Annotated in this window: 25 protein-coding genes; 11 read left to right on the forward strand and 14 right to left on the reverse strand. The window is 67.9% G+C overall.

The window, feature by feature from the left end; all coding sequences use genetic code 11:
* Positions 1 to 31: 31 nt before the first annotated feature.
* Both fabG and V1Y59_RS10565 read left to right on the forward strand, forming a co-directional pair.
* Complete coding sequence (gene fabG, locus V1Y59_RS10560; RefSeq protein WP_330504903.1) at positions 32 to 790, forward strand: 3-oxoacyl-ACP reductase FabG; 759 nt, start codon at positions 32 to 34, stop codon at positions 788 to 790.
* 49 nt (positions 791 to 839) lie between these two features.
* The gene (locus V1Y59_RS10565; protein ID WP_330504904.1) at positions 840 to 2063 is read left to right on the forward strand and encodes an acetyl-CoA C-acetyltransferase; all 1224 of its coding nucleotides are present in this window, start codon (positions 840 to 842) and stop codon (positions 2061 to 2063) included.
* A gap of 72 nt (positions 2064 to 2135) precedes the next feature.
* Here V1Y59_RS10565 and V1Y59_RS10570 read toward each other — a convergent pair whose 3' ends face one another.
* From V1Y59_RS10570 to V1Y59_RS10590, 5 genes are all read right to left on the reverse strand, one after another.
* Positions 2136 to 3185 carry an IS630 family transposase gene (locus V1Y59_RS10570; protein ID WP_330504905.1) on the reverse strand — a complete coding sequence of 350 codons (1050 nt, stop codon included), beginning with the start codon at positions 3183 to 3185 and terminating at the stop codon, positions 2136 to 2138.
* Positions 3186 to 3251: 66 nt separating this feature from the next.
* Positions 3252 to 4169 (reverse strand): LysR family transcriptional regulator, encoded by a 918-nt coding sequence (locus tag V1Y59_RS10575; protein ID WP_330504906.1) that lies wholly within the window; start codon positions 4167 to 4169, stop codon positions 3252 to 3254.
* A 3-nt stretch (positions 4170 to 4172) separates the two neighbouring features.
* On the reverse strand, positions 4173 to 5087 hold the full coding sequence (locus V1Y59_RS10580) for a LysR family transcriptional regulator (RefSeq protein ID WP_330504907.1): 915 nt from the start codon (positions 5085 to 5087) through the stop codon (positions 4173 to 4175).
* Positions 5088 to 5117: 30 nt separating this feature from the next.
* Positions 5118 to 5879, reverse strand: a complete 762-nt coding sequence (locus tag V1Y59_RS10585) for a crotonase/enoyl-CoA hydratase family protein (RefSeq protein ID WP_330504908.1) — start codon at positions 5877 to 5879, stop codon at positions 5118 to 5120.
* A gap of 2 nt (positions 5880 to 5881) precedes the next feature.
* Positions 5882 to 6979, reverse strand: coding sequence for an MBL fold metallo-hydrolase (locus tag V1Y59_RS10590; protein ID WP_330504909.1), 1098 nt, complete (start codon positions 6977 to 6979; stop codon positions 5882 to 5884).
* A gap of 183 nt (positions 6980 to 7162) precedes the next feature.
* Here V1Y59_RS10590 and V1Y59_RS10595 point away from each other — a divergent pair, with 183 nt between their 5' ends.
* The gene (locus V1Y59_RS10595; RefSeq protein ID WP_431309149.1) at positions 7163 to 8317 is read left to right on the forward strand and encodes a CaiB/BaiF CoA transferase family protein; all 1155 of its coding nucleotides are present in this window, start codon (positions 7163 to 7165) and stop codon (positions 8315 to 8317) included.
* Between the two features lie 218 nt (positions 8318 to 8535).
* On the opposite strand, the gene V1Y59_RS10600 is transcribed toward V1Y59_RS10595, so the two are convergent.
* The 3 genes from V1Y59_RS10600 to V1Y59_RS10610 are packed head-to-tail and all read right to left on the reverse strand — an operon-like array spanning position 8536 to position 11535.
* Positions 8536 to 9678: a CoA transferase gene (locus V1Y59_RS10600; RefSeq protein WP_330504911.1), complete on the reverse strand. Its 1143-nt coding sequence runs from the start codon at positions 9676 to 9678 to the stop codon at positions 8536 to 8538.
* 16 nt (positions 9679 to 9694) lie between these two features.
* Complete coding sequence (locus V1Y59_RS10605) at positions 9695 to 10693, reverse strand: MaoC family dehydratase (RefSeq protein ID WP_330504912.1); 999 nt, start codon at positions 10691 to 10693, stop codon at positions 9695 to 9697.
* Positions 10690 to 11535, reverse strand: coding sequence for an HpcH/HpaI aldolase/citrate lyase family protein (locus V1Y59_RS10610; protein ID WP_330504913.1), 846 nt, complete (start codon positions 11533 to 11535; stop codon positions 10690 to 10692). Before V1Y59_RS10610 ends, V1Y59_RS10605 begins: the two co-directional genes overlap by 4 nt.
* A 248-nt stretch (positions 11536 to 11783) precedes the next feature.
* On the opposite strand from V1Y59_RS10610, the gene V1Y59_RS10615 reads away from it, so the two are divergent.
* Together V1Y59_RS10615 and V1Y59_RS10620 are read left to right on the forward strand one after the other, a co-directional pair.
* Entirely contained in the window at positions 11784 to 12935 is a 1152-nt protein-coding gene (locus V1Y59_RS10615) for an acyl-CoA dehydrogenase family protein (protein ID WP_330504914.1), read from the forward strand.
* A gap of 21 nt (positions 12936 to 12956) precedes the next feature.
* Positions 12957 to 13700, forward strand: coding sequence for a GntR family transcriptional regulator (locus V1Y59_RS10620; protein ID WP_330504915.1), 744 nt, complete (start codon positions 12957 to 12959; stop codon positions 13698 to 13700).
* A 33-nt stretch (positions 13701 to 13733) separates the two neighbouring features.
* Here the strand turns inward: V1Y59_RS10620 and menC are convergent, their stop codons facing one another.
* Both menC and V1Y59_RS10630 read right to left on the reverse strand, forming a co-directional pair.
* The gene (gene menC / locus V1Y59_RS10625) at positions 13734 to 14840 is read right to left on the reverse strand and encodes an o-succinylbenzoate synthase (RefSeq protein WP_330504916.1); all 1107 of its coding nucleotides are present in this window, start codon (positions 14838 to 14840) and stop codon (positions 13734 to 13736) included.
* Entirely contained in the window at positions 14837 to 15637 is an 801-nt protein-coding gene (locus tag V1Y59_RS10630; RefSeq protein WP_330504917.1) for a GNAT family N-acetyltransferase, read from the reverse strand. Before V1Y59_RS10630 ends, menC begins: the two co-directional genes overlap by 4 nt.
* Before the next feature lie 109 nt (positions 15638 to 15746).
* On the opposite strand from V1Y59_RS10630, the gene V1Y59_RS10635 reads away from it, so the two are divergent.
* The 4 genes from V1Y59_RS10635 (at position 15747) to V1Y59_RS10650 (ending at position 18649) form a co-directional block, all read left to right on the forward strand.
* Entirely contained in the window at positions 15747 to 16274 is a 528-nt protein-coding gene (locus tag V1Y59_RS10635; protein WP_330504918.1) for a YtxH domain-containing protein, read from the forward strand.
* A gap of 127 nt (positions 16275 to 16401) precedes the next feature.
* Positions 16402 to 17139: a YcnI family copper-binding membrane protein gene (locus tag V1Y59_RS10640; RefSeq protein WP_330504919.1), complete on the forward strand. Its 738-nt coding sequence runs from the start codon at positions 16402 to 16404 to the stop codon at positions 17137 to 17139.
* Positions 17132 to 17677 (forward strand): copper resistance CopC family protein, encoded by a 546-nt coding sequence (locus tag V1Y59_RS10645; RefSeq protein WP_330504920.1) that lies wholly within the window; start codon positions 17132 to 17134, stop codon positions 17675 to 17677. The genes V1Y59_RS10640 and V1Y59_RS10645 overlap by 8 nt, the downstream gene beginning before the upstream one ends.
* A 36-nt stretch (positions 17678 to 17713) precedes the next feature.
* Entirely contained in the window at positions 17714 to 18649 is a 936-nt protein-coding gene (locus V1Y59_RS10650) for a copper resistance D family protein (protein WP_330504921.1), read from the forward strand.
* A gap of 3 nt (positions 18650 to 18652) precedes the next feature.
* Here V1Y59_RS10650 and V1Y59_RS10655 read toward each other — a convergent pair whose 3' ends face one another.
* The 3 genes from V1Y59_RS10655 to V1Y59_RS10665 form a co-directional block, all read right to left on the reverse strand.
* Positions 18653 to 19735 (reverse strand): zinc-binding dehydrogenase, encoded by a 1083-nt coding sequence (locus V1Y59_RS10655; RefSeq protein WP_330504922.1) that lies wholly within the window; start codon positions 19733 to 19735, stop codon positions 18653 to 18655.
* A complete protein-coding gene (locus V1Y59_RS10660) occupies positions 19735 to 20295 on the reverse strand; it encodes a 2,4'-dihydroxyacetophenone dioxygenase family protein (RefSeq protein WP_330504923.1) in 561 nt (186 codons plus the stop codon). The genes V1Y59_RS10655 and V1Y59_RS10660 overlap by 1 nt, the downstream gene beginning before the upstream one ends.
* Positions 20296 to 20425: 130 nt before the next feature.
* On the reverse strand, positions 20426 to 21466 hold the full coding sequence (locus tag V1Y59_RS10665) for an AraC family transcriptional regulator (RefSeq protein ID WP_330504924.1): 1041 nt from the start codon (positions 21464 to 21466) through the stop codon (positions 20426 to 20428).
* Positions 21467 to 21563: 97 nt separating this feature from the next.
* Between V1Y59_RS10665 and V1Y59_RS10670 the strand changes: the two genes are divergently transcribed.
* The gene (locus tag V1Y59_RS10670) at positions 21564 to 22586 is read left to right on the forward strand and encodes an NAD-dependent epimerase/dehydratase family protein (protein WP_330504925.1); all 1023 of its coding nucleotides are present in this window, start codon (positions 21564 to 21566) and stop codon (positions 22584 to 22586) included.
* A 27-nt stretch (positions 22587 to 22613) separates the two neighbouring features.
* Here V1Y59_RS10670 and V1Y59_RS10675 read toward each other — a convergent pair whose 3' ends face one another.
* Complete coding sequence (locus V1Y59_RS10675) at positions 22614 to 23525, reverse strand: alpha/beta fold hydrolase (protein WP_330504926.1); 912 nt, start codon at positions 23523 to 23525, stop codon at positions 22614 to 22616.
* Between the two features lie 169 nt (positions 23526 to 23694).
* On the opposite strand from V1Y59_RS10675, the gene adhP reads away from it, so the two are divergent.
* Positions 23695 to 24726, forward strand: coding sequence for an alcohol dehydrogenase AdhP (adhP, locus tag V1Y59_RS10680; protein ID WP_330504927.1), 1032 nt, complete (start codon positions 23695 to 23697; stop codon positions 24724 to 24726).
* Positions 24727 to 24741: the final 15 nt, after the last annotated feature.

A 24741-nucleotide genomic window follows, 5' to 3' on the forward strand; every position in this document is an offset into this window, starting at 1 on the left:
ATCGGGAAGTAATGCCGGTAGATTCCGACCCATGAGTTCATCTGCACCTCGAGCACTGCTCGATGGACGGACCGCGGTCGTCACCGGGGCCGCACAGGGTATCGGTTTCGAGATCGCACGGGCGTTCGTCGACGCCGGAGGCCGGGTTGTGATCGGCGACGTCAACCTCGATGCCGCGTCCGCCGCAGCCGAAGAACTCGGCGGCGCCCAGGTGGCGCGCGCCGTGCGGTGCGACGTCGTCGACGCGGCGCAGGTCGACTCGATGCTCGCCGACGCCGTCGAGGCGTTCGGCTCCCTGGACGTGATGGTCAACAACGCCGGAATCACGCGCGACGCGACGATGCGCACGATGTCGGAAGAGGACTTCGACCTGGTGATCTCGGTCCACCTCAAGGGCACGTGGAACGGCACACGCAAGGCTGCCGCGATCATGCGCGAGGCGAAACACGGTGCGATCGTGAATATTTCGTCGCTGTCGGGCAAGGTCGGCATGGTCGGCCAGACGAACTACTCGGCCGCCAAGGCCGGCATCGTCGGCATGACGAAGGCGGCCGCCAAGGAGATGGCGCACCATGGCGTGCGTGTCAATGCGATCGCGCCGGGCCTCATCCGCTCCGCCATGACCGAGGCGATGCCGCAGAAGGCATGGGACCAGAAGATGGCGGAGATCCCCATGCAGCGAGCCGGTGAGGTCGGCGAGGTGGCGTCGGTCGCGCTGTTCCTGGCGTCGGACATGTCGTCGTACATGACCGGAACCGTCCTCGACGTCACCGGCGGGCGATTCATGTGATCATCGGTCGCCGCAGTCCCCGAACCTGACTCATACCGAAAGGTCTGCCATGAGAGACATCGTCGTCTGTGAACCCGTCCGCACGCCGATCGGCCGGTACGGCGGCATGTTCAAGGACGTGACCGCTGTCGACCTGGGGGTGACGGCGTTGCGCGGACTGCTCGACCGGACCGGACTCGCGCCTGACGTCGTCGATGATGTGATCCTCGGCCACTGCAACGGCAACAGTGAGGCGCCGGCGATCGGGCGGGTGGTCGCCCTCGACGCCGGGCTGCCGATCACCGTGGGCGGTATGCACATCGACCGGCGATGCGGCTCCGGGCTGCAGGCGGTGATCCAGGCCGGATTCCAGGTTGCCAACGGCGACAACGACATCGTGGTCGCGGGTGGCACCGAGTCGATGAGCAACGCGTCGTTCTACTCGGTGGACATGCGGTGGGGCGGCGCGCGGACGGGTATCGCCATGCACGACAGCCTCGTACGATCCCGGTCGACGGCCGGGGGTCGACACCATCCCGTCCCCGGAGGGATGATCGAGACCGCCGAGAACCTGCGCAAGGAGTACGAGATCGGCCGCGACGAGCAAGACGAACTCGCCGTCGAATCACACCTGCGCGCCGTCCGGGCGCAGAAGGACGGTCTGCTCGCGGAGGAGATCGTCCCGGTCGGCGTCCGCACGAAAGCGGGCGAGCAGATCATCGACACCGACGAGCATCCGCGTCCCGACGTGTCCGTGGAAGCGTTGACCAAACTCACGCCGATCATGGTCAAGCAGGACCCGGAGGCCACCGTGACGGCCGGCAATGCCAGTGGCCAGAACGATGCGGCGGCGATGTGCATCGTCACGACCCCGGAGGTGGCGGCCCAGCACGGCCTGCGACCGCTGGTGCGGTTGGTGTCGTCGGCCGTCGCGGGCGTGCCGCCGCGCATCATGGGTATCGGGCCGGTACCCGCTACCGAGAAGGCGCTCGCCAAGGCCGGGTTGTCGTTGGCCGACATCGACGTCATCGAACTCAACGAGGCGTTCGCGGCGCAGGCGCTTGCCGTCACCCGCGAGTGGGGATTCGGTCGATTCGGTTCCGGCGGAGACTTCGACCGCACCAACGTCCACGGCTCAGGGATCTCGCTGGGGCATCCCGTGGGGGCCACCGGCGTTCGGATGCTCGCGTCTCTGACGCGCGAGATGCAGCGCCGGGAGGCGCGCTATGGTCTCGAGACGATGTGCATCGGAGGTGGCCAGGGGCTGGCGGCGGTGTTCGAGCGGGTGGTGTAGGCGGGGGCGCGTTGTGGGAGGTGTTGTCGGGCAGGGGATCTCGATACGGCTCCTCGCCTAGTGTTGCGCGTCCTAAGTTCGTTTACGTTTTGCGTGGGTGAGGATTTCATCCGCGGGTTTGGTCCACACGAATGGGTGACAGCGGTCGTTCCAGCCGTCGATGAATGAACGTATTGCGGCGACGAGGTCACTGACCGAATCGAACGAGCCACGCCGAATGGCTTGGCGGGTGATTATTCCGAAGAACACCTCGACCAGATTGAGCCAGGAGCCCGATGTGGGAGTGAAATGCAAGGTCACTCTCGGGTTTCGAGCCAGCCACGCGTTGATGTCCGCGTGCTTGTGGGTGTGGTAGTTGTCGCAGATGATGTGCAGCTTGCGACGCGGATAGGCCTTCGCGACCATCTTCATGAAATCGAGAAACTCCGCCTTGCCGTGCCGCTCGTAGCAGTGGTCAACCACCACTCCCGTGGCCACCTCCAGTGCCGCGAACAACGTGGTCGTACCGTTGCGCTTGTAGTCGTGCGTTGCCTTTTCAGGTAGCCCGGGCCGCATCGGCAAGATCGGCTGAGTGCGGTTGAGTGCCTGGATCTGACTCTTCTCGTCCACGCACAACACCACCGCATTCGTCGGCGGGCTCAGATAGAGCCCAACCACATCGCGAACCTTGGCCTCCAGCTCGGGATCAGTGGAGAACTTGAACGTCTCCTGCCGCCACGGCTTGATCCCGTAGCGCCGCCACACCCGGGCCACCGTCGCGTCGCCGACGCCCAGATGCACCGCGAGTAGGCGCGTAGACCAGTGTGTCACCGACAACCGCGGCGGAGGAGGATCCAGTGTCACAGAAAGGATTGCAGCGTCATCGATCGTCTTGGGCCGACCGCTACGCGGCTCGTCATAGAGCCCGTCAACTCCTTGCTCGAGGAACCGATCACGCCACTTGATCACGGTCGGCCTCGATACCGCCAATCGCCTGGCCGTAGCCGAAGTCCCGGCACCCGAAGCTACCGAGAGCACAATGCGTGCACGCTCAACCAGACCCGCACGCACCGTCGACGAACGGGTCCAGGACTCCAGAACCGCACGCGACTCATCATCGAGAACCACGACCGAAGTGGGCATGCGTAGATTCTCCCACCTCCGAGCATGTAAACGAATTAACGACGCGCGACACTAGCGGCTCGTCGCCTACTCGATCAGCGGGAAGCGGGGGCTCGGTGCCTGGTCAGGTCCAGCACCGACGGCCTCCCGGATCAGCTCGACGAACGCCTGACCGACCGGTGAGAGGGTCGCCGGGTCGAAGGCGATGGCGAATGGGCGGACGAAGCGCGGGTCCACGGTACGTATGACGGCACGGTCGGCGACGGACTCGGCCATCGACTTCTCCAGCAGGCTGCCGCCGATGCCCGCCAGCACCATCGGAAGTCGTTGCTCGCGCAGCTCGGACAGGACTGCCAGGGGCGGCCGCGCACCGGCGACGCGGATCGCCTCCTCGATCTCGTCGGCGACCGACTGTCCCCGCGGCACGAAGACCATCGGCACCGGCGGCAACTGCTCCAAGGGAATGGGTCCGTCCGGAACGTCGGAGCCGGGCGGATAGACGAGCAGGTACTCCTGCTCGCCGATGACGATCACTTCCAGGTCGTCCCCGGCGATCGGCAGATGCGCCACCGCGAACTCGCAGTGGCCGTCCTCGAGCACCGTTGCCGCCAGCGTCTCGTCCCTCAGCTCACCGAAACGAACGGCGACACTCGGATATCGATGCCGGAACTGCACGAGGAGGTCGATGAGTGGCCCTTGCGCGACCGCGGGCACGGCGACGATGTCCAGTCGTCCCGTCAGCTCGTCACCGGCGACCGTGAGCAGGTCATCGACGGCGGTGACGTCTCGCACGATCTGGCGGGCCGGTCCCACCATCGTCCGCCCGGCGGCACTGAGTACCATCCCGCGGCCGATGCGGTGGAAGAGTTGGACTCCGAGCTCGCGCTCGAGCGCCCGAAGCGCCTGGGAGACAGTGGGTTGCGCGACACCGAGCGCGGCCGCGGCACCTCCGATGCCTTCGTTCTCGACGACCGCGAGGAAGTATTCGACCTGACGTAACTCCATGGCCTACCGCTCGTCGAACCCGGTCGCGTGGGATGGGGCGGTCCTTGCGCCGCCGACGGTGTCGCGGGCGACGGCGATGAAGGCCATGCCGGCGGGCGATGGTCGCCCGGACCGCATCACGAGTGAGTAGTCGCGGGTCGGCGGTGGGTCGATGCGAAACCGACGGGTGGACGGCATCTGTTGTCGCGCTACGATTTCGGGCGCAAGGGTGGCGCCGGTGCCGCGCGACACCAGGTCCCACGTGGCGGTGGGGTGAGCGCAGTCGACGACGACGTTGCGGCCCTCGTCGTCGATCAGGTCGGCGAGCATCGCGGAGGTGGCCGGGTCGCTCATGTCGATCACGAGCGGGATCGCGCGGACGTCCGCGCGCGGGATCGGATTCGGCAACTCGCCGGTCAGTCCCGGCGGCACGGCCAGGACCAACTCCTGTGTCCCGAGGGGGAGCGCAGTGAACGTCGCGCGGTCGGCCGCGGTGTCCATCAATCCGATCTCGGCGTCGCCACTCCGCAAAGCCGCCAGCACGCCGGTCGGCCCGTCGGCCGCGAGTACCCGGGCGGTCACGCGCGGGAATCGATCGTGGAACGCCTGGACCATCTTCACCATGGGGTCGATGCCGAACGCCCTGTGTGTCACGAGATCTACACGGCCCGAACGTAGTTCACGTACCGCCTCGACTTTCGACTTCGCGCGGTCGACATCGACGAGAATCCGCCGCGCCGCGCCGTCGAGCCTGCGTCCGGCCTCGGTCAGTTCGAGTCTGCGGCCCGACCGGTCGAACAGGGTGACGCCGAGGCGTCGCTCCAGCGTCCGGATGGCCTGGGACAGCGAGGGTTGCGAGATGTACAGCGACTGGGCCGCCTTCGTGATCCCGCCGTGGTCGACGACCGCGACGAAATAGGTGACGAGGTGCAGGTCCACGGACTCATCGTAGGAGAGCGGAGGCCCCGATCACCGTCCGGTCCACCGGGGCGCCCGCTTCTCGGCGAACGCGAGGGCGCCCTCCTGCGCATCCTGTGAGGCGAACACCGGGCCGAGATGGTCCCACTGCTTCGCGAAGAGATCGCCGTCGGTGTAGCCGATCGACATCGACATGACCTGCTTGGTGGCCTTCACCGCCAACGGGCCGTTGGACGCTATCGTCGCGGCGAGTTCGCGGGCGCCGGCAAGTGCGTCGCCGGGCTCGGTCAGCCGGTTCACCAGGCCGAACTCGTGTGCCCGCGTAGCGCTGAGCGGATCGCCGGTGAGCGCCAACTCCATCGCGAGCTGATACGGCAGCGTCTTCGCCAACCGGAGCAGCCCACCACCCGCAGCGGCGAGACCGCGCTTTACCTCCGGGATGCCGAACTTCGCGTCCCCGGCGGCGACGATGAGGTCGGCAGTGAGCGCGAGTTCGCATCCACCGGCCAGCGCCCAACCCTCGACGGCGGCGATCAGCGGCTTGGTGGGCGGCGCCTCGGTCAACCCGGCGAAGCCGCGACCCGGCAACGACGGCCGCTCACCGCGAGTGAAAGCCTTGAGATCCATCCCGGCGCAGAATGTCCCACCCGCACCGGTCAGAATCGCGACGGTCAGGTCATCGCGGGCCTCGAGCTCGTCGATGGCTGCTGCGACCCCCTCCGCGACCTCCAGGTTCACCGCGTTCTTCGCCTCGGGTCGATTGATCGTGATGACGGCGACGCCGTCGGCGAACTCGGTGGTCACTGCACTCATCGTCAGCTCCTGTCGCAGGTGGTCGGGATGGGCATCGAACTCGCCTCCGGTGTCGGCGTCGGCGCGGAGACACTCCAGCGGACCGGTGTGCCCCGGCTGGGCGTGAGGACGCCGCGTTGATCGAGCACGACGAGATGCGCATGCGTCTCGCGCATCGCCATCCGGGCCAGATCCTCGGACAACTGCTCGAACGGCCGCGACCACGTGACCGACCGGGTGATTTCCCACGCGGTGCTCTGCGGGTTCTCGGCGACGGCGGTGGCGATCTCGCCGAGTCGCTCTTCGTGGTGGTCGAGGAGGTTGCTGACCCGGTCGGCGAGGCCGCGGAAACGGTACTCGTGCGAGGGCAGCGCCTCGAGGTCGGGAAGCCGCTCGGTGTGCGCCAACGACACGAGGTACTCCGCGAGCGGGTTCTGTGACTGGAATGCGTTGGTCGACACGTTCGGACTGATCCGGGGCAGCAGGTGATCGCCGGTGAAGATGACGCCGGCGTCCTCGTCGACGAAGCACAGATGCCCCGCTGTGTGGCCCGGTGTCCAGAGGGCGCGGACATTCCAGCCCGGCAGGTCGAGGGCCTGATCGTGGTCGAGTTCGACGTCCATGGTGCGGCCGGAGGGGAGCCGCGCGATGTGCCGGAACCCGTTGTCGATCACGTCGGGCGCACCGAGCGCCTCGAGCTCGATCCTCGACTCCTCGATCTGCCGTTCGATCTCGGCGTCATCGACGTGGCGCAGGTGGCGGGCGTCGTTGCGGTGCATCACGAGCACCGGATCGACGTGCTCGAGCAACCGGGGGACGAGACCGAAATGATCGGGATGCAGGTGGGTGATCGAGACGTGCCGGACATCGGTGATGTCGTGTCCGGTCGCGCGGATGCCGTCGACCAGCGCCTGCCAGGATTTTTCCGACGGCCAGCCGGTGTCGATGAGGGCGATCCCGTCGGGCAGCGCGAGCACGTAGATCAGCACATACCGCAGCGGATTGGCGCCCATCGGTACGGGCACCGACCAGAGGCCCGGCCTGACCTCTTCGACCGGCGGCAGCACCTTGTCGGCCCAGGCCTCGCGTTGACGATGTCCGGTGACCTCGATCGTCGTCATCTCACCTCCAGCGGCGTCGCCCGCACCAGCAAGAAAGTTGCGGGGATCAACTTCCATACGATCATGCGACGGTGATCACGTTCAATGTGGGTCCGACTCTCACTCGATGAGGGACTCCCTATGCCCGTCCCGGCCGGTCATCTGTTGACGACCCGGTTTGCCGCGGGTGATCGTTACCCGGTGATCGACGATTCTGCAGGTCCACCTCTCGCTGGTATCACCGTTGTCGCTCTCGAGCAGGCCGTGGCGGCCCCACTGGCCACTCGCCACCTCGCCGATCTCGGCGCACGGGTCATCAAGATCGAGCGGGTGGGCGAAGGCGATTTCGCCCGCAGCTACGACGACGCGGTCCACGGGCTCGCCTCACACTTCGTCTGGCTCAACCGCGGCAAGGAATCCGTCGAGCTCGACCTCAAGTCGCCGGCCGGCCGTGACGCGCTGCGGCGACTGATCGGGCGCTCCGACGTGTTCCTGCAGAATCTCGCGCCGGGGGCGGCCGACCGACTGGGATTCGGCGCCGACGACCTGCGCACCGACAACCCCGGCCTCATCGTGGTCGACATGTCCGGATACGGGGATGCCGGCCCGTACCGGGACCGGAAGGCCTACGACATGCTCGTGCAGGCGGAGGCCGGCTTGATCTCGGTGACCGGTAACGCCGACGACGCGGTCAAGACCGGCATTCCCACGTCCGACATCGCGGCCGGCATGTACGCGCTGACAGCGGTGCTCAGTGCGCTCGTGCGCCGCGGCGTCACCGGCGTGGGCGCCTCGGTCGCGGTGTCGATGTTCGATGCCACCGTGGAATGGATGGGCCATCCGCTCTACATGCGGCTCTACGGCGACCGACAGACTCCGCGTTCCGGGGTCGGCCACGCGGCGATCGTGCCCTACGACCGCTATCCGACATCGGACGGCGAATTGCTCATCGGTGTCCAGAACGATCGTGGCTGGCGTGTGCTGATCTCGGATGTGTTGGGCCGTCCGGAATTCGCCGAGGACGTGCGTTACGCCACCAACATCGAGCGGGTTCGGCGGCGCAGCGAGGTCGATGCACTCGTCGCCACCGAGACCAAACGGTTCACCACCGTCGAACTGGACCAGATGCTCGCTGCCGCCGGGATACCGGCCGCGGAGATCCGCGAACTCGACGGCGTGGTCGCGCATCCGCAACTCGCCGAACGGGATCGTTGGCGTGAGGTCGGCACCGAGGTGGGCCCGGTTCGGGCATTGCTGCCGCCGATGACCTTCGCCGACATCGAACTCCCGATGGGGGATGTGCCCGCGTTGGGCCAACACACCGAGGCGGTCCTCGCCGAACTCGACGAGAGCAGGTGACCTGACCGCACTCGTGCATGCAGGGCTGAAGGCGGTGTCTGGGTGCCCAGTCGACGGGATGTTGCGCCCAGTCGACGGGAAGTGGCACCCAGTCGACGGGATGTTGCGCCCAGTCGACGGGATGTGGCGCCCAGTCGACGGGAAGTGGCGCCCAGTCGACGGGAAGTGGCGCCCAGTCGACGGGAAGTGGCACCCAGTCGACGGGATGGGTTTGTGCGCTACTCGCCCGGTGTGTCGGCGCCGAGTGACGGCGCCGGGCCGGTCGTATAGTGCGCGCCGTCGAACGCGGCGGGAAAGGCGGCGGCGAGGTAGCGGCCGATGCCGGGCTGGTCGAGCTCGGTGAACATCGGATTGTCGGCGAGGACGCCCTCGGACACGACGTCGTCGAAGGTCCGATACCGCTGTGAGAGGACCGACGCCGTCTCGAGTGCCGCGGTGACGTCGGCGGTGGAGTGGCGGGCGAACCACGGTTCGAAGAGGCCGTTCAGCACCGCGCGATGGGTGAACCGGTCGGCCTCGCGACGGAAGTCGGCACCGAGGGCCTTCTCCACGGCGTCGATGGCGTCGCGCACACCGGTGAGGTCGACGAGATCACGGAAGTGGCGGGGTGTGAGGGCGACGACCATGAACCGTCCCCCGTCGGCAGTGGTGAAATCCGTTCCGTACGTGCCGTATACGTCGTTGCCCGTCCCAGTCCTGCTGTGCTCGTTCACCTGCGGCTCGGTGAGATAGCCGAGGGTGCCGGCCACCGACAGTGCGGTGTCTTCGAGGGGCAGGGTGATGTGCGCGCCGACGCCGCTCTGTTCGCGTCGTCGGACCGCAGCGGAGATGCACAGTGCCGCATACAGTCCGCACGCCAGATCCCAGGCCGGAAGTACGTGGTTCACCGGATCCGCGTGCTCGACCGGACCGGTGATCTGCGGAAAGCCGAGACCGGCGTTGACCGTGTAGTCGACGCCCGGTGTGCCGTCGGTGCGACCGAGGATCTCCAGGGTGATCACATCCGGACGGATGCGCGACAACACCGTGTGGCTCATCCACGACCGGCCGGCCTGGTTGGTCAGCAGGATTCCGCCGCCGGGACCGGACTCGGTGACCAGTCGTTGCACCAGCTCCTGGCCGGCCTCGCTGCGCAGATCGGCCTCCACCGAGCGTTTGCCCCTGTTGAGCCCGGTCCAGTAGATCGACTCGCCGTCGGCGGTCAGGGGCCAGCGATTCACGTCCGCTGCGCCCCCGATCGGGTCGACCCGGACCACCTCGGCACCCAACTGCGACAAGGTGAGCCCGGCGAACGGTGATGCGATGAAACTGGAGACTTCGACGACGCGGAGGCCGGCGAGCGGTTTGTCGGCTGGGGTCATGGTCGCTCCTTCGGGTTCAGGCCATGAGTGCGCGAAAGCGCCAGTCGAGGACGGGCCGTGTGGCACCGTCGGACTCGTGGGCCACGACCGTCGACCGAAGATCGACGACGCCGCCGCGGTCGAGTGGGGTCGCACGTTCGACGTGGAGAGCACTGGTGAGTGTGTCGCCCTCGTGGACCGGGCCGGTGTGATCGCACGACTCCCAGCCCAGCACCGTGACCAGATTCGGCAGAGCGCGGGTCGCCTGGGCGAGCGCCAACCCGATCGTGTGGCCGCCGTACACCAGGCGGCCGTTCTGTCCGACCCGGGCGTCGTGATGGGTGGCGGCGATGTTGAGGGTGAGTCGGGCGAGTTCCGGTGCGCTCGACACCACATCTGCGCTGGAATCGAACGTCCCGCCGGCCAAGTCCGTTGAGAAGTGTTGTCCCGCAACCTTCTCTCTGAACACCTCCAGATCCCAGTCGGGCAGCGTCGGTTCGGTGGTCTCAGCGGTGCCGATCGTGGACAGATCGTCGGCGGGCGGTGTGCGGTCCGGGTTCGCCGAGGGACTCAACGGCAGCATCGCGCATCGGTAGAAGTCCAGCACGACTCGGTCGTGCTGGTCGGTGGTGACGATGTGCAGCGCAGCGAGCCCAGTCGGGGCGCGGCCCGGCTTGGGGGTGTTCTCGCGCAACCCGACGACCTCGGTGGTGGTGGTCAGGGTGTCGCCGATGTGCGGGCTGTGCAGGAAGCGGAGCCCGCGATAGAAGAGATTGGCCTTCACGTGATGGGTCGCCAGAGTGGACTGGCCTATGGCCAGGTCGCACACCAGTCCGGGATGCGCAACAGCCTCGGAGCCTCCGGTCACGCGTCGTGCCAGTTCGGCGTCGAGGGACAGGCGCATCCGATCGCCCAGGATCGCCTGATGGGCCGCGGCCATCCCGGACGTCAGCGTCACCGACGGGGCGTCGGAGAAACGCTGTCCGACGGTGAGTTCGTCGAAGTACGGACCGCCGACGGAGATGGCGGCGCTCACGAGAGACCCGCCTTCGCCAGGACGCGTCGTGCGGAGACGGCCATCGCCTCGTCGAGCATCCGGCCGTCGAGCTTCGCCGCACCGTCACCGCGCGCGGCTGCGTCGGAAAGTGCCGCGATGACCCGTCGCGCGTCCGCAACGTCATCGGCCTCCGGCGTGAAGATCGCGCGCGCCGAGTCGATCTGGGTAGGATGGATCACCCAGGTGCCGTCGAAGCCCAGGTCCCGCACCCAGGTCTTGGCTTCGCGAAATCCGTCGTCGTCGGCGATGGTGAGATGCGGCCCGTCCACCACCGCAACACCGGCAGCACGGCCGGCGATCAGTACGCGGTCCTGGATCGGATGCCAGCCAGATCGCGGCATCGACGCCGAGCGACCCAATGTCGCAGCCAGATCCGCATAACCGATCACGACCGTGACCAGGCGGTCGGTGGCGGCACAGATGTCCGCGATGTCGCGGATCCCGGTCGGTGTCTCCACCAGGATCTGCAGTCCGATGGACGAGCCGCGCAACGCCCCGTCCGCTTCGATCAGCTGGTCTGGTGACTCGGCCTTGGGGAGCACCACCGTGCACAGCTGTGGTCCCATCGCGGCGCAGGCGGCGATGTCGTCGCCGAACCATTCGGTGTCGCCGGCGTTCACCCGGATGGACACCGGCCGCTGCGAACCGAATTCGGCCACCAGGTCGGCCGCGGCCGCACGCGCAGAGCTCTTCTGGTCCGGGGTTACGGCGTCCTCGAGGTCGAGTACGACCTCGTCGGCGGCCGAGGAAAGCGCTTTACGGGCCTTCCGGTCGTCGGAGGCGGGAGCGACGAGCACCGCGCGTCGTCTGTCTGCCCTCATCGTCTGTCTGCTCTCATGGTCTGTCCGTTCTCGGGTTTCGATGCCGTGGGCCGCGGCGGTAGGCCGGCCAGAGTCCAGCCAAAATGTGCGGCCAAATATTGCGCACCTAGACACTTACCAGACGCTGTGCGAAGTGGGAAGCCCTGTATGAGTGCTTGACAAGCTCGGCCACTGACGCGAGTATGGCCGTACAAATCGAGGCGGGACTGGCGCGGCCGTGGCTTCCGAGCCGACACGATGAGGTGATCATGACCAATCTGAATGTCGAGGAATCGTTCCTGGTCGAGACGGTACGAGCGTTCATCGACCGCGACGTCAAGCCGACGGTGCAGGAGGTGGAACATGCCAACTCCTACCCGGAGAAGTGGATCGAGCAGATGAAGCAGATCGGCATCTACGGTCTCGCGGTGCCCGAGGAGTACGGCGGCTCACCGGTGTCGATGCCGTGTTATGCGCAGGTCACCCAGGAGTTGGCGCGCGGCTGGATGAGCTTGGCCGGTGCGATGGGCGGACACACGGTGGTCGCCAAGCTGCTGACACTGTTCGGAACCGAGGATCAGAAGCAGAGGTATCTGCCGCGCATGGCGACCGGCGAGATGCGGGCGACGATGGCGCTGACCGAACCCGGAGGTGGGTCGGACCTCCAGAACATGGCCACTGTCGCCAAGGTCGACGGCGACGACCTGGTGATCTCCGGCGCCAAGACGTGGATCTCCAATGCCCGTCGCTCGGGCCTGATCGCACTGCTGTGCAAGACCGATCCATCAGCCGAGCCACGCCATCGCGGGATCTCGATCGTGCTGTGTGAGCACGGGCCCGGATTGGCGGTCTCGCGTGACCTCCCGAAGCTGGGCTACAAGGGTGTGGAGACCTGCGAGCTCTCGTTCGACGGTTACCGGATTTCGCAGTCGGCGATCCTGGGAGCCACGCCCGGTAAGGGTTTCGGGCAGATGATGAAGGGGCTGGAGACGGGTCGAATCCAGGTCGCCTGCCGCGCGCTCGGTGTCGCGACCGCGGCGCTCGAGGATTCGCTCGCCTACGCCCAGCACCGGGAGTCGTTCGGCCAGCCGATCTGGAAGCACCAGTCGATCGGCAACTATCTCGCGGACATGGCGACGAAGCTGACCGCTGCACGTCAGCTCACCTGGCATGCTGCCGAGAAGTACGACCAGGGCGAACGCTGCGACATGGAGGCGGGGATGGCGAAGCTCTACGCGTCGGAGGTCGCGATGGAGATCGCGCTGAACGCAGTCCGCATTCATGGCGGGTACGGCTACTCGACCGAATACGACGTCGAACGCTACTTCCGCGATGCACCACTGATGATCGTCGGGGAGGGCACCAACGAGATCCAGCGCAACGTGATCGCGAGCCAACTCGTTTCCCGCGGCGGGATCTGAGCAGGCGATACGATTCCCGCAATGACCGCACGAGACGTCGCCGAACCGGCCTATCGAGTTCTCGCCGCGACGTTGCGTGCGCGGATCGCGGAGGGACGCTACCGCGACGGGGTGCGTCTGCCGACCGAGTCGGAGCTGTCCGACGAGTTCGGTCTGAGCAGGCAGACGGTGCGGCGTGCCTTTCAGGACCTGGTCGCCGAGGGTGCGGTGTACCGAGTCCCGGGGCGGGGGACCTTCGCCACCGAGGGTGCCGGGCGGTATCTGCGGCAGCTGGGCTCCATCGAAGATCTGATGAACCTGTCCGCGGACACCACGATGGAGGTCGTCACATTACCACGCCGCCAGGTGGACCTCGAGGCGGCCGGCCGATTGCGGCTCGACACCGACCTCGTCTACCGCATGACATTTCGACGATTTCACGACGGCATGCCGTTCGTATCGACGACCGTATGGTGGCCCGAGCCGGTGGGTCGGCTTCTGCTCGACCACGATGATCTGCGCGAGGGCGCGCGCAGCACCCACACCATGATCGGATTGCTCGAGCCTCACCTGTCGCGGCCGATCACCGAAGCGGCCCAATCGATCACGGTGGCAGCGGCGGATTCCGCGGTTGCCGAGCAGCTGAACTGCACCCCGGGTCATCCGATGTTGCGGGTGGATCGGCTCTACAGCGACTCTGCCGGCCAGGCGGTGGAACTCGCGGTGAGTCATTTCCTGCCCGAGCACTACACCTATCGCGTCACCCTTCGGCGAGGCGCGACGTGACGTCCTTCCCGCAAGTCGTTCTCGCGCCGGTCATCATGTCGGCGTGACCCATTCGCTCCACGTGGTGTGCTCGGCCACCGCGCCGGGCAACGGGTCGACGCCGATCCCCGGGCCGCGAGGCACGTCCATCACCCCGTCGTGAACGGTGAACGGCGGCGTGATGTCCTGGGCGAAGTACCGCTCGGACGCCGAGATGTCGCCGGGCAGGGTGAAACCGGGCATGGCCGCCAGTGCGAGATTGGCGGCGCGCCCGATGCCGGTCTCCAGCATCCCGCCGCACCACACCGGGATGCCGTGGGCGACACAGACATCGTGTATCCGTGCCGCCTCCAGGTAGCCGCCCACCCGACCCGGTTTGATGTTCACGATGTCGCACGCGCCGAGCCGGATGGCGTCGGCCGCCGACCGTGCGGAGACGATCGTCTCGTCGAGGCAGACCGGGGTGGACATCACCTCACGCAACCGGACATGGGTCATCAGGTCTTCCTCGTCGAAGGGCTGCTCGACGAGGAGCAGGCCGAACGCGTCGAGTTGCGCCAGGTGCCGCAGATCGGTTGCGCGATAGGCGGTGTTGGCGTCGACCTGCAGCGCCACTGCATCGCCGACGTGTTCGCGGACCGCGGCGGTGGGGACGACATCCCAACCCGGACGGATCTTGAGTTTGATTCGCCGGTACCCGGCGTCGAGATGACGGTCGACTTCGGCGAGCAGCGCCGCGATGCTGTCGGTGATGCCCACCGACACGCCAACCGGCACTGATTGTGCGGTGCCGCCGAGCCGGTCCGCCAGCGGCATCTGCGCACCTCTCAGTTCGGCGTCGAGTATCGCGATCTCCAACGCCGCCTTGGCCATTCGATGGCCCTTGAGGTGTGCGAGGGCGGGTGCGACGTCGATCGCGCGGATGTCGCGGTGGCACACCGCCGGGATCAGGAATCGCCGCAGGACGTCGATCGCGCCGTCGGTGTACTCGGCGGAGTAGACGGGTTCGTCGATGGAGACGCATTCGCCCCACCCCTCACCCGCCTCGGAGACGACCCGCACGAGGAGCGCCGACCGCACCACCTCGGTGGCGAAGGACGTCTGGAAGGGGCCGACCAACGGCAGCTCGACGCGCCTGAGTTCGACTCCGGTGATCCTCATTCGTCGGCTGCCACTACGTAGTGCCCGGACCGCAGGAAGCGGGTGGCAGGCGCGGCAGCTGCGGTGTCGGAGGCGAAATGCGGTGCGAGGGCGTCCCGCACCGCGGTTCGCCAGTGGGACGCGGCAACCGGGTCGGTGCGTCGCATCGCCTCGATGTCGCGGGGGACCGGGATCACCACGGGTGAGCCGGACTCGGCGATCGCCTTCGGGACCTCACCGGTCGTCTCGATGCCCATCCGGCCACCCGCGCCGACGACGTCATCGACCGTCTCATCGGTGGGTTCCGGCAGTGGCACATCGAGTGCCCAGGACATGAGCAGCCGGTCGCTCTCATCACCACCGCCGAGTTCGTCGCCGAGGTCGCCGTAGAAGTCCCGGTGGTAGGCGATGGGCGCCGCGCCCAGTTTGGCGATGTTGAAGTACGCGTTGCGGGCGACGAGCGGGTCGAAGGTCCACGTGATGGTGGTGATTCCGCGCGCCAGGGCCCAGCCGCGCTGGTGCATTTTCAGTGCACTGCCGACGTTGTGCCCTCGGCCGATGCGGGACACCCCGGTCATGTGGCTGTGCAACGTCGTCCCGACGGGTGCCGCGAAGAACGCCACACTGCCTCCGGCGAGCCGATCACCGACGAAGGCACCCGCGACGTAGTTGCCGGCGTGGGAGAGCGCGCGCAGCATGTCGACACTGACCGGCCGGTTTGCGGGATCGGGATGCCACACGTCGTCGAACACCCGGGTCAGCTTGTCGAGGTCTGCCGGGTCGGTCAGTTCCCGGATTTCGGGGCCGTTCGCAGACATACGGTGATTATCGCACCACGGGTGGCCGGCTCCGAGCGCTTCGCCCTGCGACCGAACGTGGCCGAGTGCGCCCGTGGGCGGTCGAACCGCGGCATTAGGATGAGGGGTCATGAGCTGCGCAGGACCCGACCGGGCCGGAGATTCGCTGACGCGGATCGCGGCCGGTGTCGTGGTCCCGGGCGTCGCCGTCGCCGCCCATGGCCTCGGTGCCGGTGCCGTGCCCGGGGTCGCCGGGATGGTGCTCGCCGCGGCCGTCGGTGTCCTCGCCGCACTCCTCCTGGGTGATCGGCGACGACGATCGGCCATCGTCTCGGTGTCGCGCGCGGCCGGCGTGCTCACGGTCGCGCAGATCGCGGCGCACACGGTCATGACAATGGGGCCGGCTCACGCCGGCGCCCACGATCACCATGACGCGGTGCTGCCGATGCTGCTCACCCACATCGCGGCCATCCCGTTGAGCGCAGCACTCATCGTGGTCGCGGCCGGTCTGCTCGCCACGTTGACCACGGCCATCGGCAAGCTCACCGCCCCACCGGTGATCGCGGCGCCCGCACCGGCTCCCGTCTTCTGGGTGGCTCCCACCCCCGGCCTGACAGCGGTCATCCGCGGAATCGGGGTCCGCGGACCGCCTGCGTGAGCTCTACCCACCAACACCGCCGCCCGGAATCCCCGGAGGCGGCGTCCCCTGCATCGACCCGACGGACACCGTTCGATGCGATCGAACGGGCGCCCATCGAGCGCGCCCACCACAGAAAGAGCTTCACATGTCCAATTCCTTGCTCAGGCGGCTCGTCGCCCCCACCGCGGCCGCGGCCATCGCCGCCACGGCCGCGTTCGTCGGTGCCGGTGCCGCCTCCGCACACGTCACGGCCAACGCCCCGACCCTTGCGCAGGGCGGATACGGCGTCGTCACCTTCGTCGTGCCCAACGAATCCGACACGGCCGCCACCACCGAATTGACCGTCACCCTGCCGAACCTGAAATCCGCCCGACCCGAGGCGATGTCAGGCTGGCGGTCAGAGGTGGCGAAAGACCCCTCGACCGAAGCGGTCACCTCGATCACCTGGACCGCCCTGCCCGGTACGCCGGGCGTCCCGGTGGGCGAGTTCGCGCAATTCCGGATCTCGGGCGGCCCGTTCCCCGAGGAGGATTCCGTCATGCTTCCGGCGACTCAGATCTACGCGGACGGCGAACGCGTCGCCTGGGCGGAGCCCATGGGCGCCGACGGTGAGGAGCCCGAGCACCCCGCGCCGACGTTGACACTGCCCGCGGCGACCGACGGCGACGACCACCACGGCGGATCGGCCTCGCATGGGTCGACCGACACGGCCGGTTCGGCCGAGACGACTGAGGCCTCGGACTCCACGGATGACGCCGCGCGGTGGCTCGGCGGGATCGGTCTTCTCGTCGGTGCTCTGGGCGCGGTGATCGGGGTGGCCGCGCTGACGCGGAGTGGTCGCCGCGGCGGGGGTTCGGACACCGAGCGCGGCAGCGATGCGTAGCCGCCGGATCACCGCGACGGTCGCGGTTGTCGTGGGGGTTCTGCTCACCGGAGGGTTCGGGTTCCTCGCGACGCCCACCGCCTCGGCCCACTCGCAGGTCGTCTCGTCGGACCCCGAGGACGGTTCAACCGTTCAGACCGCTCCGCAACAGGTGACGATCACCTTCAACGAACCGCTGCAGGAGACGTTCGCGGTGCTGACCGTCGTGGGCCCCGACGGCAACTTCTGGCAGGACGGCGAGGCGATCGTCGACGGGCCGAGGCTGAGCGTCGCGCTTCGCGAACTCGGCCCGGCCGGCACCTACACGCTGAACTATCGCGTGACGTCGGCCGACGGACATCCGGTCGACGGACAGCGGACGTTCGAGCTGACCACCGCGGGTAGCGGGACGCCCGGGCCGGTCGCCGACAGTGCCGCCGACGAGAGCGACGGGGGACCTCCGCTGTGGCCGTTCATCGTCGGTGCGGTGGTGCTGCTGGTCGGTGGACTCGGCGTGGTGCTGCTGATGTCGCGCAGGTCCGGGCCCCGGTCGAGCTGACAGGCGCGAGATCCGCATGACGAACGACGCATCGGCATGACCTCCGGGGCGGGGCGTACCGCTTCACCGAACACGGCGGTGCGCGCCGCCGCGCTCGGCGGCGGGCTGATCGCGATGTTCGTCGGCCTCGGGCTGTGCTGGATTCTCGCCGCGCCCGACGGGCCGTCGGCGACCGCGGTCCCCAACGTGGTCGCTCTGGGCGCGGCGGTGCTGATCGTCGGGCTGGGCGCGTTGCCCACGCTCGGGCTCGATCCGACGGCCCGGATGATCGGGCTCGCGGGTGCGGCGTGGTTCGTCGCGGTGGCGGTGGCGGCGTGGATGCGTACGGCCGACCAGACCGGTCGATCACCGGGTGAGGTGGGGATCGACGAGTTCGGTGACACCTTGAGTGCCGGTGCACCCGAGCTCGTCACCCTGCTCGCCTCGGCCGCGGTGGTGGTGGTCGCGGGCCTTCACCTCACCGGCCGCGTGGAACCGCCGGCCGCGGCGTACGGCATTCTCGCCGCGATCGGGGTGTTGGCGACAGCCATCACCGGCCACGCCGGCGGACACGCGATCGGCCCGGTGCTGGTGGGTGCGCATGCGCTGGGGGCGGCGTGGTGGTGCGGCACGCTCGCCGCGATGGTCCTCGTCGTACGAGGACGCCGCGGCTGGGCGTCCGCGCTGCCGGACTTCTCGTCCCGGGCGCTGTGGGCAGTCGCGGTCATCGCCGCCACCGGCGTCATCAGCGGCCTGCTCGAAACCGGGCTGGGCGATCTGGTGGACACCGGCTACGGACGCATTCTGCTGGCGAAGACCGCCGGACTGGTGCTGCTGATCGGGCTCGGCGTGTACGGCCGGCAACGCTGGGTGCCTGCCGTGACCAGGCATCGGCTCTCCGAGAACACCTCTCTGCGGCTGTCGCTCGTCGAACTCGTCGTGATGGGAGCGGTGCTCGGACTCGCCGTGGGACTGTCGGGCACCGCTCCCTGAGCGTCAGCGTGACGGATCGAGCAGGATCTTCGCGTCGTGCGGGTTGCTCCGAAGCCGCTCGAAGGCGGCCGCGACTCCCTCGAGGCCGACTGTGTCCGTCAGCAACGGCTCCACGTCGAGATCGCCCGCCGCCAGGTGTGCGAAGGTTTCGGCGAACTCCTCCGGGCTGTAGTACAGGGAGAACCTGATGTCGAGCTCTTTCAGGATGCCCTGCGCGGGTTCGATGCTGTCCGAACCCATTTCGATGCCGGCCACTACGATTCGCGATCCGGCAGGCACGCCCGAGATCAGTTGCTGCAGCAGACCCGGTGCGCCGACACATTCGAACGCGACGGTCGGACGCAGCGGGAGCTGACCGAGAACTGCGGTCGGAGCCGCCATCCGCGCCGGATCGTCGGTGGCCGCAGCCGCGAACAACGCCTCGTAAGGTGATTCCTCTGCCGGGTCGACGACGACGTCGGCACCGAGCCGACGGGCGAGGTCGCGACGCTCCGGTGAGAAGTCGGCTGCGACGATCGGTCCGAGACCCTTCAGCTTCAGCACCGCGATGACGGCCAGACCGATGGGGCCGCAACCGATCACGAGTGGAACGGTGTCGGCGCCGGCCTCGGCGCGATTCACCGAACGGTAGGCCACGGCCAACGGCTCGGTCAGGGCAGCGACCCGCGTGTCCATGTGCTCGGGAACCTCGATGAGCAGCGGCTCGGACAACAGCATCCGTTCGGCGTAGGCGCCCGGGGCCTCGACGCCGGCGAATCCGATCATGACCGGCTGATCGCGCAACAGGATCGGCATCGAGACCACCCGACTGCCGACCGGGATGCGTCCCTCGGTCTGCGGGCCGTGCGCGACGAGCCGGCCGACGAACTCGTGCCCGAACACCATCGGCTTGGACAGGTCCATCAACTCGACACCGGCGGCACCTTTGGTGGCCTTGTTGAAATCGGGGCCGTGTTCCGCGCAATGCAGGTCGGAACCGCAGATGCCGCAGGCGAGAACGTCGACGAGAACCTCGCCCGGTCCGGGGGTCGGCTCCGGGACCTCGGCGACGGTCAGTCGGGAATCCTGCATCAGGACCGCGCGCATCACGCCTCCTCGACGTCGAAGCCGGCGAAGCCGCCGCTGATGAAGCGGACGGGGCCCGACCCCTGGGCCTCCGCCAGAGCGCCGGTGAGGTGGCGGATCAGCGCCGTGTCGAGGATGGAGTGGAACGACCCGTCCTCGTTGAAGTTCACATTAGCGCCGACGACGCTGAACAGGACGACGGTGTCCTCGGTGTTGTCCTCGGGGCAGATGAAGGTGTGCGCCGACGCGCCGGGCTCGTACAGGTAGGAACCGGCAGTCTGCGGCTGTTCCGGGTACTCGAGGTAGTGCCAGCTACCGCTGAGGGTGTAGGCGTCGACCGTGCCGGTGTGATAGTGCAGGGGGACCGTCGCACCTGGTGCGAAGGTGGCCAGGACGACCCATTCGCCCTTCTCGAGGTCGAGACGCAACGGCTTGAAGTGGACGCCCGGGCCGAGTGCGTCCCGGATCAACGGGTTGTCGTTTGCGTTGACCGTCAACAACTCTCCCTGGGGGAGTGCGACGACGGGGAGCAGAGAACCACTGGTGGTGGTCACGGGTACCGGAAGTGTCGGGCTGGACATCGTGAGCTGCCTTTCGATCAGAGGTCGATGTGATCTCCACCATCCCGGATTCGTCGGTTCGCCTCTTGACAATAGAAGACACGTTCTTGACATCTCAGGACGAAATGTGATGCGTAACACTGGACGGAGGTCAGCTCCGCATCGATGTGTGGTTGATGGTGAGCGGACGTGTGGCCCGCGCTTCGTGGCGGAACCGGGCGGGGCTCACCCCGAACCACCGGCGGCAGGATCGGGTGAGGACGCTCTGCTCGGCGTATCCGAGTTCATGGGCGAGATGTGACAGCGTCATGTCGGTCTCGCGCAGCCAGCGTTCGGCGAGTTCGCGCCGGACGTCGTCCACCACGGCAGCGAAGGTCGTGCCCTCGGCGGCGAGGCGGCGCTGCAGCGTCTTCGGATGGAGGCGGAACTGCCGAGCCGTGACGGGAAGTGTCGCCGCGCCGGTCGGTAGCAGTTGCCGGACGAGGTCGCGCACCGAGCCGGAGAGCTGTCGGTCGTGCCGGTCGATCACTCCGTCGAGGTAGGTGACGATCGCTCGGTGCGCCGTCTCGTCGGCGGCGAGTGGTCGGGCGAGATCGGAGGCCTGCAGGGTGAACCCGGCGCGAGGTTCGGAGAACCTTGGTGTGCAGGAGAACTCGTGTAGGTAGTCCGTCCGGTCACCGAGTGGCTCGTGCGGCACATGCACGGTGAGGGGGGAATAGGTGGTCCCGAGCAGGAAGCGGAGGACGCGCAGGGTGACGCCGAGTGAGAGCTCGATCACCTGGCGATGCGGTGGCGGATCGGCGATCAGCAATCGGAACTCCAGGAACGCGATCTCGGTGTCGGGCAGTTCCTGAACCTGGACGGTGATCGCCGGACTGTAGGCGCTCAGGTAGGTCTCGAACGCCGACAACGCCTCGGCGACCGTCGAGGTGGTGCGGGCGGCGACACCCACCGGCCCCAGGATCTCGATGCCCTGCCGGCGCGCCAGTCGCCGGCCGAAATCGTGGGCCCCTGTCACTGCGGCTGCCGACTCCAGCGCATCGATCAGCGCGACGTAGGTGAAGAACGTGTCGAAGTCGCCGATCGACCCGGGTCGGATTCCGGCACGCCGCAGGATCGGCGACGGCTCGGCGCCGAGCGTGGACACCTCGTCGGAGAAGCCGGTCAGCGATGTGCCCCGGACCACAGACATGTCTCCCAGAGTCAAGAGTCTGTCTTCTTCTGTCAAGAGTGCACGGGCGTACCCGAGCATGCTCGACATCCTTGGCCCTCGATGAAAGAGAACTCACATGACCTCCCTGGCGACCGATTCCGCTGCGGCTGTCCGTCCCTCATCGCGATTGGCGGGGCGCTCCGTCTTCGTCACCGGCGCCAACGGCTTCATCGGCCGGGCGCTCTGCGCTCGCCTGCGCGCACTCGGCGCGCAGGTCGCCGGGGTCGACCTGGTCGCCGACCCCGACCACAATGTGGTCGGCGGTGATGTGACCACCCCGGACCGCTGGCAATCTGCGCTCGCCGGGGTCGACACGGTGGTCCACACCGCGGCGCTTCTCGGTGCGGCACATCCGCTCGAGAAGTCCCGCGAGGTCAATGTGATCGGCACGAGCCGGGTGCTGAGCGCCGCCATCGAGGCAGGCGTGTCCCGCTTCGTCCACATCTCGTCGGTGGCTGCCTATGGATTCGACTTCCCCGATGGAGTCGACGAGACTCATCCGGTTCAGGTCAACGGTGACGTCTACACGGACACGAAGGTCAACTCTGAGGCGGTGGTCCTCGCGCGACACGCGGCCGGCGAGATCGATGTCACCGTGATCCGGCCCGGGGACGTGTGGGGACCGGGCTCGATTTGGGTGCGGGTACCGATCGCCGAGATGCTCAAACCGACCGGGTTCCCGCTGCCGAACGGCGGCGATGGTGTCTTCTCGCCGGTCCACATCGACAACTTCGTCGACGGGATGGTCCTGGCACTGCATTCCGGCGATGCGTCGGGACAGATCTTCACCCTCACCGACGGTGCCGGTGTGCGGTGCGGAGACTTCTTCGGTCGCCTCGCCGAGATGAGCGGCGGCACCATCAGGACCCTGCCGATGGTGATCGCGGCACCATTGGCCGACGTGCTCGGGGGTCTGTTGCGGCGACTCGGGCAGTCCAGCGACCTGAGCGCGGGAGCCATGCTGTTGCTCAACCGGCCCGGAACCTACTCCATCGAGAAGGCGCGAGAGATCCTCGGGTACGAACCCCTCGTCTCCATCGACGAGGGGATGGACCGGGTGCGCGCATGGGCTCGCGAGACGGGCCTGATCGACCGCTGATGTCCGGTGAACCGCCGGGCGGTGCGTTCAGCGCGGCTGATCCCAGACGGTGAGCAACTCGGTGATGATCTCAACCGACAGGCCGAGAGCGCCGAGGTGACTCTCGCCGTGCATGGTGAACATCTTGGCGTCGGGCAGCACCGACACCATGTGTTCGCCGTGGCTGTGCGGGATGATGTGGTCGCGGTCGCCGTGCCACCACCGCACCGGGACGGTCACCTCCGGCACCCGGAATCCCCAGTCGCGCGAGAACACCACGATGTCGGCGAACGGCGCCTCCATCCGGCGTGACCCGCCGTGCAGCAGGTCGTCGAGGAACATCGCGCGGAACTCGGGCCGCGCCAGCAACTCACGGTCGCCCTGCGGCGAGAGTCGTCCGTAGATCGCGATCGCCGGGTCCGCGATCGGGCGGGCGACGCTCAACAGGGAGCTCAGTGCCCAGCCGACCGGCGCGCCCGCCACCCCGAGGACCGGTGCCGCCACCTGGGCGAGTCGCATCGCGCCGCCCGGAATGGCGTCCGGTCCGACGGTGGGGGCCACGCCGCCGAGGATGCCGGCTGCGACGACCCGATCCGGGAAGGCGTGCGCGACGCCGAGCGCGTAGGGCCCGCCGCCGGACAGCCCGATGACGGCGAACTCGTCGATCCCGAGGGAATCGGCGACGGTCGCGAGGTCGTGTGCGAACTCGGCGACATTGCGGTAGCTGTACGGGGTCGACGACCCGACGCCGGGCCGGTCCAGACCGATGATGCGCAGCCCGTTCTGCGCGGCGAAGGCGCGGGCCTCGGTGGGGATCTGTCGGCGGGCTCCCGGGGTGCCGTGCAGCCAGAAGAGGGCCCGGCCGGTTGCCGACCCGAACTCGGCGAACCCGATCCGGCGCTGGTCCTCGTCGCCGACCGCGACGGAACCCTCGATCTTGGGACGGTCGATGTCCATCATGCAACCGAGCATCCCACGATGAGTGTGTCCCGGGTCACGCACCCCTGTTCCGGTTGGGCGACGATCCGGTGAACCGCGGCTGATCGTCGGGTCGAAACGGGCTCGCCGACGGCCCGATCGGCGAACACTGGGAACCGACGGGGGACCGATCGACGACAGGGAGTGCGTGATGTCAGATGAGAAGCTCACGGCGGCGGTGGTCACCGCATTCGGCGATCCGCTCGAGGTCACCGAACTCGACGTGCCCGATCCGGGCCCCGGGCAGGCACTGGTGAAGCTCGAGACCACCGGGGTGTGCCACACCGATCTGCATGCCGCGCACGGGGACTGGCCGGTCAAACCATCGCCCCCGTTCGTGCCCGGTCACGAGGGGTACGGCACCGTCGTGGCGGTGGGTCCGGGCGTCACCGAACTCGCGGTCGGCGACAAGGTCGGCAACGCCTGGCTCTGGTCGGCCTGCGGCACCTGCGAGTACTGCCGCACCGGCTGGGAGACGCTGTGCGAGATGCAACGCAACGGCGGCTACTCCGTCGACGGCTCGTTCGGCACCCACATGCTCGTCGACGAGCGGTTCGCCGCCCGCATCCCCGATGGCGTCGATCCCGTCGAGGTCGCACCCATCCTCTGCGCCGGCGTCACCGTCTACAAGGGTCTGAAGGTCTCCGAGACCAGGCCGGGGCAATGGGTGGTGATCTCCGGGATCGGCGGACTCGGACACGTCGCCGTGCAATACGCGACCGCGATGGGTATGCGGGTGGCGGCGGTGGACATCGACGACGACAAACTGGCACTCGCCCGCGACCTCGGTGCCGAGGTCACCGTGAATGCGGCGAAGACCTCGGACGTGGCGGTTGCGGTCCGGGAGCAGACCGGCGGTGCGCACGGCGTGCTCGTCACCGCGGTGCATCCGCAAGCCTTCGGGCAGGCCATCGGGATGGCGCGACGCGGCGGCACCATCGTGTTCGTCGGTCTGCCGCCGGGTGACTTCCCGGCCCCGATCTTCGACGTCGTGCTGAAGGGACTCACGATTCGCGGGTCGATCGTCGGAACCCGGCAGGACATGGCCGAGGCACTCGACTTCTATGTCCGCGGCCTGGTGAAGCCCACCGTGGCCACCGCCCGCCTCGAGGACATCAACGACGTGTTCCGGCGCATGGAGGAGGGCAAGATCGACGGCCGGATCGTCATCGACTACCGCTGAGCGTCTGAGAAAGCG

The organism is Gordonia prachuapensis, from assembly GCF_036350515.1.
In the GTDB taxonomy this organism is placed as follows: domain Bacteria; phylum Actinomycetota; class Actinomycetes; order Mycobacteriales; family Mycobacteriaceae; genus Gordonia; species Gordonia prachuapensis.